The organism is Micromonospora sp. WMMD967 (assembly GCF_029626165.1).
In the GTDB taxonomy this organism is placed as follows: Bacteria; Actinomycetota; Actinomycetes; order Mycobacteriales; family Micromonosporaceae; genus Micromonospora; species Micromonospora taraxaci.
This window is the reverse complement of sequence record NZ_JARUBK010000001.1, coordinates 4,422,765-4,438,276: the sequence shown is the minus strand read 5'-3', so window position 1 is coordinate 4,438,276 and position 15,512 is coordinate 4,422,765. Positions and strand designations below refer to the sequence as shown.

At 72.3% G+C, this 15,512-nt stretch carries 15 protein-coding genes; 9 read left to right on the top strand and 6 right to left on the bottom strand.

Translation table 11 applies throughout. The features are described 5' to 3' along the window. Positions 1 to 5 precede the first annotated feature (5 nt). Genes O7631_RS19870 through O7631_RS19840 form a run of 7 tightly spaced genes read left to right on the top strand, consistent with a single transcriptional unit; the run spans position 6 to position 5,902 of the window. Positions 6 to 410 carry a roadblock/LC7 domain-containing protein gene (locus O7631_RS19870; RefSeq protein ID WP_088989969.1) on the top strand — a complete coding sequence of 135 codons (405 nt, stop codon included), beginning with the start codon at positions 6 to 8 and terminating at the stop codon, positions 408 to 410. Positions 411 to 461: 51 nt separating this feature from the next. Beyond that, positions 462 to 1,655 carry an ABC transporter substrate-binding protein gene (locus tag O7631_RS19865; RefSeq protein WP_269678428.1) on the top strand — a complete coding sequence of 398 codons (1,194 nt, stop codon included), beginning with the start codon at positions 462 to 464 and terminating at the stop codon, positions 1,653 to 1,655. Then, positions 1,655 to 2,548 carry a branched-chain amino acid ABC transporter permease gene (locus O7631_RS19860; RefSeq protein WP_278147974.1) on the top strand — a complete coding sequence of 298 codons (894 nt, stop codon included), beginning with the start codon at positions 1,655 to 1,657 and terminating at the stop codon, positions 2,546 to 2,548. Before O7631_RS19865 ends, O7631_RS19860 begins: the two co-directional genes overlap by 1 nt. Then, a complete protein-coding gene (locus O7631_RS19855) occupies positions 2,545 to 3,555 on the top strand; it encodes a branched-chain amino acid ABC transporter permease (protein ID WP_278145593.1) in 1,011 nt (336 codons plus the stop codon). Before O7631_RS19860 ends, O7631_RS19855 begins: the two co-directional genes overlap by 4 nt. After that, a complete protein-coding gene (locus O7631_RS19850) occupies positions 3,552 to 4,295 on the top strand; it encodes an ABC transporter ATP-binding protein (protein WP_278145592.1) in 744 nt (247 codons plus the stop codon). The genes O7631_RS19855 and O7631_RS19850 overlap by 4 nt, the downstream gene beginning before the upstream one ends. Further along, a complete protein-coding gene (locus O7631_RS19845) occupies positions 4,295 to 5,092 on the top strand; it encodes an ABC transporter ATP-binding protein (protein WP_278145591.1) in 798 nt (265 codons plus the stop codon). Before O7631_RS19850 ends, O7631_RS19845 begins: the two co-directional genes overlap by 1 nt. A gap of 6 nt (positions 5,093 to 5,098) precedes the next feature. After that, a complete protein-coding gene (locus O7631_RS19840; RefSeq protein WP_278145590.1) occupies positions 5,099 to 5,902 on the top strand; it encodes a methyltransferase domain-containing protein in 804 nt (267 codons plus the stop codon). A gap of 172 nt (positions 5,903 to 6,074) precedes the next feature. Here the strand turns inward: O7631_RS19840 and O7631_RS19835 are convergent, their stop codons facing one another. The 5 genes from O7631_RS19835 to O7631_RS19815 all read right to left on the bottom strand — a co-directional run bounded on the left by O7631_RS19835 (position 6,075) and on the right by O7631_RS19815 (position 10,205). Next, positions 6,075 to 7,052, bottom strand: a complete 978-nt coding sequence (locus tag O7631_RS19835) for an ABC transporter permease subunit (RefSeq protein WP_278145589.1) — start codon at positions 7,050 to 7,052, stop codon at positions 6,075 to 6,077. Next, the gene (locus tag O7631_RS19830) at positions 7,049 to 7,948 is read right to left on the bottom strand and encodes an ABC transporter ATP-binding protein (RefSeq protein ID WP_278145588.1); all 900 of its coding nucleotides are present in this window, start codon (positions 7,946 to 7,948) and stop codon (positions 7,049 to 7,051) included. Before O7631_RS19830 ends, O7631_RS19835 begins: the two co-directional genes overlap by 4 nt. Then, on the bottom strand, positions 7,945 to 8,340 hold the full coding sequence (locus tag O7631_RS19825; protein WP_278145587.1) for a GntR family transcriptional regulator: 396 nt from the start codon (positions 8,338 to 8,340) through the stop codon (positions 7,945 to 7,947). The genes O7631_RS19830 and O7631_RS19825 overlap by 4 nt, the downstream gene beginning before the upstream one ends. Before the next feature lie 71 nt (positions 8,341 to 8,411). Continuing rightward, positions 8,412 to 9,353 carry a hypothetical protein gene (locus O7631_RS19820; protein WP_278145586.1) on the bottom strand — a complete coding sequence of 314 codons (942 nt, stop codon included), beginning with the start codon at positions 9,351 to 9,353 and terminating at the stop codon, positions 8,412 to 8,414. A 240-nt stretch (positions 9,354 to 9,593) separates the two neighbouring features. Next, complete coding sequence (locus tag O7631_RS19815) at positions 9,594 to 10,205, bottom strand: dihydrofolate reductase family protein (RefSeq protein WP_278145585.1); 612 nt, start codon at positions 10,203 to 10,205, stop codon at positions 9,594 to 9,596. 269 nt (positions 10,206 to 10,474) lie between these two features. Between O7631_RS19815 and O7631_RS19810 the strand changes: the two genes are divergently transcribed. Together O7631_RS19810 and O7631_RS19805 are read left to right on the top strand one after the other, a co-directional pair. Then, positions 10,475 to 11,455 carry an ATP-binding cassette domain-containing protein gene (locus O7631_RS19810; protein WP_278145584.1) on the top strand — a complete coding sequence of 327 codons (981 nt, stop codon included), beginning with the start codon at positions 10,475 to 10,477 and terminating at the stop codon, positions 11,453 to 11,455. Continuing rightward, positions 11,452 to 12,279 carry an ABC transporter permease gene (locus tag O7631_RS19805; RefSeq protein WP_278145583.1) on the top strand — a complete coding sequence of 276 codons (828 nt, stop codon included), beginning with the start codon at positions 11,452 to 11,454 and terminating at the stop codon, positions 12,277 to 12,279. The genes O7631_RS19810 and O7631_RS19805 overlap by 4 nt, the downstream gene beginning before the upstream one ends. Here the strand turns inward: O7631_RS19805 and O7631_RS19800 are convergent. Continuing rightward, complete coding sequence (locus O7631_RS19800; RefSeq protein ID WP_278145582.1) at positions 12,276 to 15,461, bottom strand: BTAD domain-containing putative transcriptional regulator; 3,186 nt, start codon at positions 15,459 to 15,461, stop codon at positions 12,276 to 12,278. The two genes, O7631_RS19805 and O7631_RS19800, sit on opposite strands and share 4 nt — an antisense overlap. Positions 15,462 to 15,512: the final 51 nt, after the last annotated feature.

Sequence of the window (15,512 nt, the reverse complement as noted above, 5' to 3'; positions counted from 1 at the left end):
AGCACGTGAGCGACCAACAGGATCTCGGCTGGCTGCTGGACAACTTCGCGGCGCGTGCCAGCGAGGTCAGCCATGCGATCGCCATCTCCAGTGACGGCCTGATGGTGGCCGCCACCCGCGACCTGCCGCCGGACCGGGCCGACCAGTTGGCCGCGACGGGTAGCGGCCTCGTCAGCCTGCTGCGCGGGGCGGCGGCCTTCTTCGACGCCGGCGCGGTGATCTCCAACGTCACGCAGCTCGAGGGCGGATTCATGTTCTCGATGGCCTTCAACGACGGTGCCTCGCTGCTGGTGCTCGCCGCGCCCGAGTGCGACGTCGGCAAGGTCTCCTACGAGATGACCGAGCTGGCCAACCGCATCGGCGACGCCCTCACCCCCGCGGCCCGGGCGGCACTCGCCCGCAGCCGCTGACAACCCCGGCGCCCCCACGCCGGAGACCCCTCCCTTCCTCTGGAGAAAGACATGTCTCTCACCACCCCTTGGCGCAGCCGTGCCCTCACCGCCGCACTGCTCGCGGTCGTCCTGACCGGCAGCGCGGCCTGCGGTGACGACGCGCCGGGCACGAGCGCCGGCGGCTCGATAAAGATCGGCCTACTCGCGTCCCTGTCCGGGACGTACCAGGCCGTCGGTACGGAGATCCGCGACGGTTTCCAGCTCTACCTCGACACCCACGACGGCAAGCTCGGCGGCCGACAGGTCGACCTGGTCGTCGCCGACGAGGGCAACGGCGCCCAGACCGCGGTGCCGGCGGCGACCAAACTCCTCAAGCAGGACCGGGTGTCCGCGCTCACCGGCATCGTCGGCGGCGGCTCGGTCGCCGGGGTCGTCCCCCTGCTGGAGGAGACCAAGGTGCCTCTCGTCGGCTCCAACGGACGGCCGGAACTCAAGGACGTCTCCCGCGTCTGGCACACCTCGTACCTGTCCGACGAGCCCGGAGCGGCGATCGCCCAACACGTCCGGGACAACGTGAAGGGCTCGGTGTACGCGATCGGCCCGGACTACCAGGGCGGCTGGGACGAGCTGCGGGGGTTCACCGACGCCTTCGGCAAGATCGGCGGGAAGCTCGCGAACGCCGACGGCAAGACGACCTTCACCCCGTTCCCGGCGACAACCAACTTCACGCCGTACTTCGCCCGTATCAAGGCCTCCGGCGCGGCGGCCGTCTTCACGTTCTACGCCGGCAGCGCCGCCGTCGACTTCGTCAAGCAGTACGCGCAGTCCGAGATCAAGGACATCCCGTTGTACGCGGCCGGGTTCCTCACCGAGGGCGGTGTGCTCAACGCGCAGGGCGACGCGGCCCGGGGCATCTACTCGGTGCTCAACTACTCACCCGACCTCGACAACGCCGAGAACCGCGCCTTCGTGGCGGCGTGGAAGGCCAAGCACGACGGTTCGCCGACGACCTACGCGCTCGCCTCGTACGACGCGGCGGCGGTGCTGGACCGGGCGATCGGCGCCGCGGGGAACGACCCGACCCCGGAGGCCATCAACACGGCCATCGGTCAACTCGGCCAGATCGCCAGCCCGCGCGGCACCTGGCAGTTCTCCACCAGCACGCACTCCCCCGTGCAGAAGTGGTATCTGCGGCAGGTCCGCCAGGACGGCCGGGCGCTGTCCAACACCGTCGTGGGTGACCTCGCGACCGTCGGCCGGTGATGGCGGTGGCGGCCGGCACGAACCGGATCGACCCGTACCTGATACCGGCGCTGGACGGAGTCGCCTACGGGCTGCTCGTGTTCGTCGCCGCGTCGGGCCTGGTCTTCTGTTTCGGCGTCGCCAACATCCTCAACCTGGCGCACGGCATGCTCTACGCGATCGGCGGTTACACCGCCGCGGCGCTGCTCGACGGCGGCTGGGCAAGCCTGGCGTTGGCGCTCGGGGTCGGTGTGCTGGCCGCCGCCGCGGCGGGGGTGCTCCTCGCCGGCCTGCTCGCGCCGGTCGCCGCCGGCAACCACCTGGGTCAGGCGCTGCTGACGTTCGGCGTGGCGTTGGCCGGCGGCAGCCTGCTCGTCGCCGGCTTCGGCCCCGACGACCCACAGGTCGAGGTGCCCGCCGCCCTGGAGGGCTCGGTGGTGGTCGCCGGTCACCGCTACGCCGCGTACCGGCTGGTCTTCATCGTCGTCGCCGCGGTGATCGCCGCCGCCCTCTACCTCGTGGTACGGCGCACCAGGGCGGGGATGCTGGTCCGCGCGGCCGTCGACGACGCGGAGATGGTCGCCTGTCTGGGGGTGAGCCCGGCGCGGATCCGCGCCGGCGTGCTCGCCGCCGCCGGCGCGCTGGCCGGCGCGGCCGGGGTCCTGGGCGCGCCCATCATCGGGCCCGGCACGGACACCGCCGACACCGTGCTGCTGTTGTCCCTGGTCGTCGTCGTCCTCGGCGGCCTCGGTTCCATGGGAGGCACCCTGCTGGCCGCGCTCGCGATCGGCGAGATCCAGACGCTGGGGGTGGCGCTGCTGCCGTCCGCCGCGCCGTTCCTGCTGTTCGCCGCCATGGCCGCGGTGCTGGCCGTGCGCGCACGCGGCCTGGCCAGCAGGTGGAGGACGACGTGAGGCACGAGGTCGTCCGGCGGGCGCGAGGCGCGGTCGCCGCACTGGTCCTGGCGGGCCTGGTCGTGGCGCCCTGGGTGGTCGACGACTACACCACGGCGATCCTCGCCCGGACGCTGGCGTTGGCCCTGGTGGGGGTGAGCGTGGCCCTGCTCACCGGTGTCGCCGGTCTGCCGACCCTCGGCCAGACCGCGCCGTACGCCGCAGGCGCCTACGCGTGCGCCGTGGTCGGCAGCCGGGTGTCCGACGTCGGCGTCGTGCAGCTCGCCGTCGCGGCGGGCGCCGGGGCGGTACTGGCCGCGCTCACCGTGCCGCTGGTCGTGCACGCCCGAGGGGTGGTCATCCTGATGATCACGCTGGCGATCGGCGAACTCGCCGTCGTCGTCCTCGGCCGGTGGCGGTCGATGACCGGTGGCACGGACGGGTTGGCCGGCATCGCCGCGGTCCGTCCCTTCTGGGGGCTCCCGACCCTCGCCGACGACCAGTCCCGCTACCTGTACGCCCTGGTCGTCACGGCCACGCTGGTCGGGGCGGTGCTGTTGCTGCTGCGTACCCGGGCCGGGCTGCTGCTGCGGGCAGGCCGCGACGACGAGGCACGACTACGGGCCAGCGGGCACCGGGTGCCCCTGTACCTGTCCGGTGCGCACATCGCCGCCGGGGCGATCGCCGGTGCCGCCGGCTCGCTCCTGGTCGTCGCCCAGCAGTACATCTCCCCCGCCGACTTCGGCTTCGACACGTCCGCGCTGCTGCTGCTCGGTGTCGTCATCGGTGGCACCGCCTCGGTGGGCGGCGCCCTGGTCGGCGCGGCGCTGGTCATCGCCGCCCGGGACTGGTTGTTCGGCCTGCTGCCGGGGCATGCGCCGCTGGTGCTGGGTCTGCTGTTCGTGGCCACTGTCTACCTGCTGCCCACCGGCGTGAACCGGGCCCGGAGCCGGCTACGCCCGCCGCAGGCCCCGTCACACCGGCCCGCCGCTGTCGAGCAGGCCGCCGTCCCGGAGCTGCGCCGATGACCGGCCTGCTCGACGCCCGGGGCGTCACCGTGCGGTACGGCTCGCTCGCCGCGCTCGACAGCGTGGACCTGCGCGTCCACGACGGCCAGCGGCACGCCTTGATCGGCCCGAACGGCGCCGGCAAGACGACCCTGCTCAACGTCATCGGCGGGTCCACGAGACCCCAGCGCGGCACGGTGACCTTCGACGGGCGCGACGTCGGCCGATGGGGGCCGGCGGCCCGCGCCCGACGGGGCATCAACCGCATCCACCAACGGCCCGCGGTCTTCCCGACGTTGACCGCGACGGAGAACATCCTGGTCGCGGCGCTGCCGCGGGTCATTCCACGGCGCACATGGTGGCCCGGCGGACGTCGCCGCATCGCACACCACAGGGCAAGCACGCTGCTGGACCAGATGGGCCTCGCCGACGTCGCGGCGGTGCCCGCCGGACACCTCGCACACGGGCAACGACGTCAGTTGGAGATCGCGATGGCCCTTGCCGGTCGCCCCCGCCTGCTACTCCTCGACGAACCGGCCGCCGGACTGTCCGCCATCGAGGTCGGCCGCCTGGCCGAGCTGCTGCGGACGCTGCCCAGGGCTGTCGCCCTGCTCCTGGTCGAACATCGACTGGACCTGGTGTACGCCCTCTCCGACACGGTCACCGTGCTGCGCGACGGTCGAACCCTGGCCGCCGGCACCCCGGACGAGATCCGAACCTCGCCGCTGGTGCGGCAGGCCTACGCCGACGGGGTGGCCTGATGCTGTCCGTGGATCGCCTGTGCGCCGGCTACGCCGGAGGGACCGTGCTGCACGAGGTCAGCCTGCGGGTACGCCCCGGCAGCATCCAGGCCGTGGTGGGTCGCAACGGCGCGGGCAAGAGCACGCTCGTGCACACGATCGCCGGGCTGGTGCGCGCCTCCAGTGGTCGCATCGAGATCGGCGGGGTGCACCTCGCCGGCCGGCAGCCGCACCGCATCGCCCAGTCCGGAGTCGGTCTCGTCCCGCAGGGCCGACGGGTCTTCTCCCGGTTGACGGTGGCCGAGCACCTGCACCTGGCGGCCGCGCCGTGGCGGGCCCCCGCCGTGGGCGGTGAGGGCTGGACGGTGGCCCGGACCCTCGACCTGCTGCCGAGGTTGGCGGCCCGGCTGCGACACCGCGGCTGCGAACTGTCCGGCGGTGAGCAGCAGATGCTCGCCATCGCCCGGGCGCTGCTCGGCCAACCACGGGTGCTGCTCCTCGACGAGCCGTGTGAGGGCCTGTCGCCCGACCTGGCCGCGCGGGTTCGCGAACTCGTCAACGGCCTCGCCGCCGACGGCTTGACCGTGCTGCTCGTGGAACAGCAACTCCAGCATGCGATCGAGATCGCGGACCGGGTGGCGGTGCTGGAGTACGGCCGGGTGGTCTACGACCGACCGACGGTCGAGGCCCGCGTCGACCCCACCCCGCTGGCGGCGATGTTGAGCGTCGCCTCCGCCCCCATGCCGCCGCCACCGAACCGGTCGGCCCCTCGGCTCTGGGCCGACACCCCCACGTCACCCGACCCCTCGGAGAGGTAGACACCGATGGCAACCGCTACGAGCGATGGCACGTACACCTTCGACAACGGCCGACCGGAAGCCGTTCCCCAGATGCACGCCCTGGAGTCCTTCCTGGACCCGATCACGACACGCCGACTCGCCCGCCCGGTGCTGCGACCGGGTGCTACCTGCTGGGAGGTCGGGGCGGGTGGCGGTTCGATGGCCCGACGGATCGCCCGCGCCGTCGGCGACGACGGGTCCGTGATCGCCACCGACATCGACCCCACGCACCTGGTGGCCGAGGGCAACCTGCACGTACGCCGACACGACGTCCGAAGCGAACCGCCACCGGGGGACGCGTACGACCTGATCCACGCCCGGCTGCTGTTGCTGCACCTCCCCGATCGACGGCGGGTCCTGCGTACGCTGACCGGCGCGTTGGCTCCCGGTGGGTGGCTGGTGGTCGAGGAGTTCGACTGCACCGCGACGCCACGGGTGCTGACCGCGCCGAGTGACGACGCCGCGAAGCTTTTCGGGCAGGTGATGGACGCCATGATGGGAGTCCTGGAGGACCACGGCGCCGACCTGGGCTGGGCGCAGGACGTTCACACCGAGATGGCCCTCGCCGGCCTGACCGACCTGGACACCGTCACCCACTCGCAGAGCTGGGCCGGCGGCTCGACCGGGGCGTCGCTCTACGAGACGAACTCCCGCCAGTTGGAGCCGGACCTGCTCGCGGCCGGGTTGTCGCCGAACCAACTGAACACCTTCCGGCGACTGGTCCGGGACCCCGGGTTCGCCGTCATGTCGTACCACTTCGTCTCCACGCGGGGCCGTCTGCCGGAGTGAGCAGGTAGACCACCGCGTGGAGAGCGGTCGCGCCGTTCGTAGCTCCCGCCGCAGCACGCCCCCCGCTGAGCCGGACAGCTCTACCGAGGCGTCGACCGCACCGGCCGGGTTCCTGACAAGGAGCCCGGCCGGTCTGCGCGCGGGCCGGTCCCGGCCGGCGGGAGTCCGGGCACTAGATCATTCGGCGTCGTACCCGCCAGACCACCACACCGATGAGGACCGCCGCGACGGCGACGAACAGGGTCGCCTCGATGAGCTGGAACGTCCAGAACCGGTCGGCCGGGTGGTAGACCCCGAACTGCTGGACTCCCCGCGCGTGCAGGAACTGGTTGAGGTTGGTGCCGGCCCGGTTGGCGGCGTCCTCCAGCTCGTAGTATTCGGTCGAGCTCAGCCTGCGCCCGGTGGCGTCCGCGTAGCCGTGTTCGATCACCCAGGAAGCGTTGCCGGACACGGGCCGGTGCCCCGCCTGGTCCGTCGAACCGCCGACGGGGACCGGCTCCATGGCGGTGAGCGGCGTGGCGTACGCGGGACGGGCCAACAGCGCCACCGACATCCGGGCGGCGAGGAACGCCCCGAACGCGACGCCGAACGCGGGCAGGCTGCGCCGCAGGATCGCCCCGGCGGCGGTGGCGACGCCGAAGGCGAACAGCGCGTACGCCACCGGAACAAGTCCCTCCAGGTCGAAGGCGTCGTACTGGAACCGCCCTTCCCACACGTCGAATGGCTGACGGAACCAGGTGAGCACCGCGGTGAACATCGCGGTGAGCGCGACGGTGACGCCGGCCAGCGCGGCGAGCTTGGCCGCCAGCCAGCGCATCCGCGGCACGGCCTGCGTCCAGGCGAGCTGCCAGGTGCCGTCCTCCAGTTCGCGGGCGAGCAGCGGCGCACCGAGGAACGCGCCGATGACGACGGGGACCAGGTAGAAGGCCGCCAGGAGGTTCTCGACGTTGCCGTACCCCTCGTCGAGCCGGCGGAAGGACGCCACGCAGTCCTCGGTGATGCCGGCCGCTCCCGCACACCGGGCGGGACCGCCGGGGAACAGGTCGTGGGCCTGTGTCCCGAGCACGAGCAGGGCGATGCCGAACAGGCCGACGAGCAGACCCAGGACGCAGACCTCGGTCCGGTGCTGACGCCAGATCAACCACGTCACACCGCCACCTCCGACGTGACCACGGCGCTCGGCTCGGACGGCCGGCGCAGGTACGCCAGCACCAGGTCCTCCAGCGCCACCGGCTGGGCCTGCCACCCGGGCGCGGCCGGGAGCCCGCCGTCGCGTACCAGCACCGTCGAGTGCCGATCGCTGTGGACCGCCTCCACGACGGCGGCGGCCCGGTCGAGGTCGGTGGTCGTGCGCGGGCCGACGAGCAGCCGGTGCTCGGCGAGGAGGGTGTCGATGTCACCGGTGAGCGTGACCCGGCCGTGGTTGAGCACGATCAGGTGGTCGCAGACGCGCTCCAACTCGTGCACGACGTGGGAGGAGAAGAGGACGGTCACCCCGTCTTCGGCCACCGCGCCCATGAGGACCTGTAGGAACTCGTGCCGGGCCAGTGGGTCGAGGCTGGCCACCGGCTCGTCGAGGACGAGCAGGTCCGGTCGTTTCGCCAGGGCCAGCGCCAACGCGACCTGGGCCTGCTGCCCGCCGGAGAGCGTGCCGGCCCTGCGGTCGAGCGCGATGCCCAGCTTCGCCAGCCGGCGCTCGGCGAGCCCTTGGTCGAACCGCAGGTTGCAGGCCCGGCCGAAGCGGAGCATCTCGGCGACGGTGAAGCGCTTGTACAGCGGGTGGTCCTGGGCCAGGAACCCGATCCGGGACAGGGTCTGCGGGGTGCTGGCGGTGACGTCGTGGCCGAGGACCTCCACCGTGCCGGTGCTCGGTGCCAGCAACCCGACGACCAGGCGCAGCAGTGTGGTCTTGCCCGCGCCGTTGGGCCCGACCAGGGCGATCACGCCGCCCGTCGGCAGGGTCAGGGTGCAGTCGCGCAGCGCCCATCCCTTCCGGTACCGCTTGCCCACACCGTCGGTGCGCAGCGCGAACTCGGTCGCTGTCACGCCACTTCCTCATTCCTCGTCTGCTGGTGGACGGAGGTGAAGAGCGCGTCGACCGCCTGCTCGTCGAGGCCGGCCGCGTAGGCGCGGCGCAGCCAGGTCGCCAGGCCGCGCCGCAGCGACGTGTACGTCGATGCCGACATCGCGGCCGACTGCTGTTCGTTGACGAACGTGCCCTGGCCGGGCCGGCCGGTGACCAGGTTCTCCTGCTCCATCTGCCGGTACGCCTTGGCGACGGTGTTCGGATTGATCGCCAGATCCTCGACCACCTCGCGGATGAGCGGGAGGCGGTCACCGGGTTGGAGAAAGCCCAGCAGCACCGCCTGGCGGACCTGCTGGACGAGTTGCAGGTACGGCGGCACGCCGGAGTGGGTGTCGAGCCGGAAGACGAACACGGAAGCCCCTTACTGCTTTCCTAGCACAATAGTAAAGCAGCAAAGCAGAGGGCAACCGGGCTGTCGGTGGTTCAGCGCGGGATGGTTTCCTGGCCGGCGAGGACAATAAGGTCGTCAGGGCGGGCAGACAGCGGCGCGGTCGCTCCGTCAAGCCACACGAGGTAGCCCACCGGCGGACCGGAGGCCCCCCACCTGGCCTCGATGACCGTGGCCGAGCGGGCGTCGTTCGGCTGGGCGCGCAGGCGCACCCGGGTACCCGGCGCGTGTCCGTCGTCGGCGACGATGAGCAGCGCGTCGAGGATCTGGCGGGCACCGACGATCGGCAGCCCCTCCACATACGGTTCACCCGCGTGCCCCAGACGGGGCGTCATCATCGTGCTCAACAGCGCGGCCTGCCGGATCGCCTCCTGGCGGACCTGCCCGTCCACGCTGCGTTCGGCGATGGTCAGCGCCTCCTGAATGCTCGACCAGAGGGCCAGTGGCTCCTGATCGAGCAGCCGGCGGGCCTCGCGGTCGATGTCGGCGCAGGCCGTGTCGAGCGCGGTGTCCTCGCCCATCTCCGCGATCCAGGCCAGGTCTCCGACCTCGGGCAGCAGCCCCGGCGCCCCCGTCCCGATCACGATGTACAGCATCGCGAGCAGTTCCTCCCGGCCGTAGCCGTGGTAGAGCCGGCCCACCCCACTGCCCACACGCCCACGGCTCGGGGGGAAACGCTCGGCGAGGTGCCGAGCGCGGCCATGAGGCAGAGCCGCAGCTCTCCTCGTGTCCGACACCCGCTCCTCGAACGACCGCCGCTCACGGCGCTCGACGAGCAGCTGACGGTGGGGGTCGGATCCGATGGGGTAGATCGTCCGCCCGTAGGTGGCGAGGGTTTCGCCGGGTCGCAGCCCGACCGAGTCGAGGTGCCGGGCAGCCACCGAGTAGGCGACACCGGCCTGGGTCGCGTACTCCCGGATGGCGCGCTTGCGGGCTCGTCCGGAAGCTGGATCTCGCCGTGAGTGGTGATCAGACATGACGCCTCCGGTGCAGCCCCACGCACTCCACCGAACAGGCGGCGTGGCCGCAAGCCGGGAGTCGACACAACCGCGCGGAGTCGGAGACTCTTGGCCCCAGCATGCGATCAGGCGTGGGCCACCGCATCGGGCGCAGGCAGGCGCTCTGCCAGCGCCCAGCATATCGCTACCGTGGCCGGCTGCACGGACCCGCACGACCTGACCGACCGGCCTGCGCGCGGGCAGGGGAACGTCAGGTGGTCACTTCGGGACGGTGAAGCGCAGGTGCGTGACGTGCGGTGACTCGATCACCGCGGTTCGCACGAGCTCGATGTGGTCGGTGCCGAGCTCGTCGAACGGGCGCGTGCCGGTGCCGAGGAACACCGGTACGAGTTGGAGGTGGATGTCGTCCACCAGCCCGGCCTTGACGAACTGTCGTGCGGTGGTGGGCCCGCCCATGATGAGGACGTTGCGGTCGCCCGCCGCGTGACGCGCCTGGCGCAGCGCGCTGTGCAGGCCGTCGGTGACGAACGTGAAGGTGGCGCTCTTCATCGTCAACGGTTCGCGCGGCTCATGGGTCACCACGAAGCACGGCACCGGGAACGGGGTGTCCTCCCACAGGTCCACACCGACATCGAACGTCCGCTTGCCGACCACCACGGCGCCCGTCGTCGCGTGGATTTCCCGCGCCTGGGCGGCGTCGACGCCGACCGGGGTGACCCCGTCCGCCGCCACGGCACGGTCCCCGTCAGCCCGGAACAGCCACTCGTGCAACCGCTCGCCGCCCGCACCCATCGGTTGTTCCTTGGTGACGTCAGGTCCGGCGGCGAAGCCGTCCAACGACACGCTCATGCTCAACAGAACGCGGCCCATCGCGTACTCCTCGTCGTTCGGGTCCGTCAGAAGAACGGTCAGCGGGAGTATGACGTGACTCGATGGTGCTGAGGGGGCACCGCCGTGATCCACTCGATATCGGGGAGGTTGGGGTATCCGGGCGGTTCGGACACCCCCATTTCGGGGAACGCGAGTGGATCAAGCTGGATACCGGCCTCCGGGACCAGAGGCGGCGGGTCGGCGACCGTGTCAGCCGGTGTCGGTGGCGTGTCGGGGCGGTGTCAGCGGGCCGGCGCATGCTGTGACGCATGACAGCTGACCTGGTGATCGAGGCCGAGGGCCTCGTCAAGACCTTCGGGAAGACGAGGGCGCTGCAGGGCGTGGACCTCGCGGTTCCCCGGGGCACGGTGCTCGGGGTGCTCGGCCCCAACGGCGCCGGCAAGACCACCGCCGTACGCATCCTCTCGACCCTGCTGACCCCGGACGGCGGGACCGCCCGGATCGGCGGTTTCGACGTGGTACGCGACGCCGAGCGCGTTCGGCAGAGCATCGGACTGACCGGCCAGTACGCCTCGGTCGACGAGGACCTGACCGGACGGCAGAACCTGGAGCTGTTCGGCACCCTGCTGGAGCTGGGGCGTTCCGGCGCCCGGCGGCGGGCCGCCGAACTGCTCGAATGGTTCGACCTGACCGACGCCGCGAACCGGCCGGCCAAGACCTACTCCGGCGGCATGCGGCGACGGCTCGACCTGGCCGCCAGCCTCGTCGGCTCCCCCGACGTGATCTTCCTGGACGAGCCGACGACCGGGCTCGACCCGGCCAAGCGCGAGGACATGTGGGACGTGGTCCGCTCGCTGGTGGGCAACGGCTCGACGGTGCTGCTCACCACGCAGTACCTGGAGGAGGCCGACGCGCTCGCCGACGCGATCACGGTGATCGACCACGGCCGGGTGATCGCGCACGACACACCCGACGGGCTCAAGCGGGTGGTCGGCGGGCAGACCCTGGAGGTCCGGCCGTCCGACCCGGCGCACCTGCCCCGGACGGCGGAGATCCTGACCCAGGTCGGCTCCGGCGCGCCGGCCGACGAGATCCGCAAGGGCGTCCTCGCGGTGCCGGTCACCGACGACGCGGCCCTGACCGAGAGCGTCGCGCGCCTCGCCACGGCCGGCATCGCGGTCACCGAACTGTCCCTGCACCTGCCGAGCCTCGACGAGGTGTTCTTCACCCTCACCGGGCGTACGGCGTCCGAAGACGACACCACCCGCCCCACGGAGGTCGCGGCATGAGCACTCTGACCGACGCACCACCGACCCGGAACCGGGCGCTGTCGACGATCACCGCGCACCCGCGACCGTTCCGACTGGTCCGGCACTCGTTGGCGCTAGCCAAGCGCAGTCTCATCAAGACCTGGCGTACGCCCGAGGCGCTCATCGACGTCACGTTGCAGCCGGTGCTGTTCCTCGTCATCTTCGTGTACGTCTTCGGCGGCGCGGTCGCCGGATCGACAGGCGACTACCTGCAGTTCCTGCTGCCCGGCATCCTGGCGCAGACCATCGCGACAGGTGCCATCGCGATCGGTGTCAACCTCAACACCGACATCTCCAAGGGCATCTTCGACAGGTTCCGGTCGTTGCCGATCCCCCGCTCCGCACCACTTGTCGGCGCGGTCCTGGGCGACGTCGTCCGGTACGTGATCGTCACGGTGTCGACTCTCGCGATCGGCTACGTGATGGGTTTCCGGATCGAGACCGACCTGTTCCGGGCCATCGCCGGGTGTCTGCTCGCGGTGCTGTTCGCGCTCTGCCTGAGCTGGTTGCCGGTGCTCGTGTCGATGAAGGTGCGGACCGCCGGTGCCGTGCAGGGCGTCATGTTCGCGCTGATCATGCCGTTGAGCTTCGCGTCCAACGTCTTCGTCGGCGCCGACACCCTGCCCGGCTGGATGCGGGCGTTCGTGGACGTCAACCCGATGACCCACCTGGTGGCGTCGGTCCGTGGTCTGTTCCTCGGCACCCCGCTCGGCTCGCACGTGTGGTGGACACTCGCCTGGTGCGCCGGCTTCGTGGTGCTGTTCATGCCACTGGCGCTGCGCGCGTACCGGAAGAAGATCTAGGGCCTGGCGAGCAGGTCGCTCATCAGCTCCCGGATCCGGGCGGCGGCCGCGGCGACCGGACGCCCACGCCACGCGACCAGCAACGACTCGCGCCGCTCCTCGTCAGCGAGGGCGGCGTCGAGTCGTTCGGCCCGTCCGGGTGGGAAGAACATCCCGACGTGGGTGCCGACCCGGGTGGCGAGCGTGAACAGTTCCCGCGCTGTCTCGTCGTCACCGCGGTACGCCGCGAGCTCGGCGCCGCCCTGCGCCCACGCGCCGATGATGGGTAGGTCCTTCGAGGCGAGCGCGTCGTCGCGGGCGAGGGTCAACAGGGCGACCGCGTGCGCGTCGGGGTTCTCCCCCGGCATCGGCCGGACCTGCGCCACCCGCAGGTCGAGGACTGCCACGGCGACGCGCAGCATGGCCTGCGGCTGCGGCTGTGGGCTCGTCCAGCCGCGCAGGATCCGGGTGACCCGGGCGCCGCACGCGCGGGCCTCGTCGTACTGCTGACGCTGCCAGGCCAGGTGGGCCAGCCCGAGGCAGGCGACCGCGGCGTCCACCGCCTCGCCGTCGCCCGGGGCGGCCGTCTCCACCAGTCGTCGTTCGGCTTCTCCGTCACCGGTCAGGGCGAGCTGCACGTCCAGCCGTACCCGGATCGACCGGGCGTCCTGGGTGGCACCGATCATCTCCATGTGGCGGACGCTGCGCGCCAGCCACTCGGCCGACCCGGTGTCCCCGGTGGGGTTGAGGAACTGCCCGACGGCACCCGCCGCCATCGCCATGCCCCAGTGGTCACCGGCGATCGCGAAGCGGTGGTAGGCCTGCTCGGCATCGGTGACCGACGCCTCGGGCATGCCGCCGTTCTCCCGGGCCGCGGCGCGGGCGAACAGGCCGAGGGCCTGCACGTGCGGGTCGGGGTGCGCGACCAGTTCGTCAGCGGCCTTCATACTGCGATCCACGTCGGAGGCGTCGAACTCGGGCAGGGCCGACGCGAGCGCTGTCAACCGGGACGAGACCTCGTCGGGTCGCTCGGTGAGCAGCGTCCGTAGTGCCCGCCGGGCGAGCACCGCGAGCCGGAGTTCACCGCTGATACCGGAGTTCACCCCGGTCAGCAGGCACAACCAGGCGAGTCGGTCAGCGTCGGGCAGCGGTCGCCCGGCACGACGACCGTGCAGGATCGCCGAGTGGCGTCGTCGGACCGGGTCGGCGACACCCAGTATCCCGCGCGCCCATCCGAGGACCTCCAGGTGAAGGCCGCGCACCGTCCAGAGGTGGAACAGCGCCGTCGCGACGTCGACGGTGGCCGGCTCGTCGTCCTCGGCGAGCGCCCAGCGCAGGGCGGCGAGCAGGTTGTCCTGCTCGGCGGCGCAGCGGTGCAGCGCCTCGACCTGGCCGGGGCCGACGAAGCGGCCGGCGAGCGCGACGGCCCGCTCCCGGGCCCACGCGACCAGCCCGGTCATGGCCGCCCCTCGGGCACCGACCGCGTCGAGCCGGGCTTCGCCGTACTCACGGACCGTTTCGAGCATCCGGTAGCGCGGCGGGCCGTCCCCCTCGACCAGGGTCAACAGGGACTGCTCGACGAGTGTCGCCAGGCCGCGACGGACGTCCGGGGTCGGCGCGACGGCGGCGGCGAGATCCGCGGTGAAGGGCGCGGGGATGACCGCGACCCGTTGCAGCAGATCGCGGTCGTCCTCATCGAGCAGTTCCCTGCTCCAGTCGACGAGCGCCCACAGGCTCGCGTGCCGCTCCGGCAGGCCGCGCAGGGCGTCGTCGAGCAGCGCGAACCGGTCGGTGAGCCCGGCGAGCACGTCGTCGATCGGCATGTGTCGCAGTCGCGCCGCGGCCAACTCGAGGGCCAGGGGCAGGTTGTCGAGCCGGTGGCAGAGGGCCAGCGCCCGCGCGCTGTCCCAGGTGGGCACCGCACCGCCGGCCCGGGCGCGCGATTCGAGAACGGCGAGGGCGTCGGCGTCGGGCAGCGCGGTCAGTCGGTGCACCAACTCACCGGCCAGACCCAGCGGGGCCCGGCTCGTGGCGAGCACCGCGGCCTCCGGGGACGCCACAGCGACCAGGTCCGCCACGACGGTGGCCACCGCGTCGAGGACGTGCTCGCAGTTGTCCAGCACCAGCAGCCCGTCGAGGTCGGGTGCCACCGCGCGAAGGCGTTCCTCGGGGCTGAGCACCCGGCGTTCCAGGCCGAGGTTGCCACCTGTGGACGAGGTGTCCGCGCCTCCGAGGGCTGCGAGCACTGTGGGCAGCACCTCGTCGGGTGAGCGCAGGCCCGCGAGTTCGATCACGCGTACCGACTGCCCGGCCGCCGCCGTACGCCGCGCCACCTCGGCGGCGAGACGGGTCTTGCCCGCGCCGCCGGGTGCCACGATCGTCACCACCGCCGCGTCGGCGAGTGCCTCCACCACGGCCTCGACGTCCCGTTCCCGGCCGACGAGGGCGGTCATCGGCCGACGCCAGGCGGTCGGCAGGGCGATCCGCGTCGGTTGCCGGGGTGCCGCCTCGACGACCGGGGTGGTCAGCTCGCCGCGCAGCAGCGCCAGGTGGACCTGTGTGATCACCGGCGACGGGTCGGTGCCGTACCGGTCGGACAGCTCGACCCGGAGTCGCTCGACCACCTCCAGCGCCTCCGCCTCCCGTCCCTGGGCGGCGAGGCTCCGGACGAGCAGGGCGGCCGAGGGCTCGTCCGGCGGTGTACGGGCGACGAGCCGGCTCAGATCGGCCTCGTCGAACGGGCCCGCACCGGCGAGTGCCGCCTGCGCGCGGAGCGCGGCGACATCGGCGAACAGGCGGGTGTCCTCGGCGCTGACCAGCTCGGGCACCTCGGGGAAGAGGGCGCGCGCCTGGTCGGCGAGGCTGCGGGCGGCCGACAGATCGCCGCTGTCGAAGGCGGTCCGCGCGCGGTCGACGAGCGCCCGCGCCTCGACCGCGTCGACGGTGACCTCCTCGGCGGGCAGCCGGTATCCGCCGGGCACCGCGACCACGGACAGTCCGAGGCGGCGCACCCGGGACACGAGTGCCTGCACGGCACCCGTCGCGTCGTCGGGTGGGGCGCCGTCCCACACGGCGTCCACGAGCAGGCTCGTGGAGACCGCCCGTCCCCGTGCGTCGACGAGCGCGCGGACCACCGCCGCGAGACGTTCACCCCGAACGGGCTGACCGTCGACTGCGAACGGACCGAGGGTGGTGATCTGCACGGACCCAGCATCCCCCACGTGCGCGACCCCGCGACGACCGCCGGTCCATCC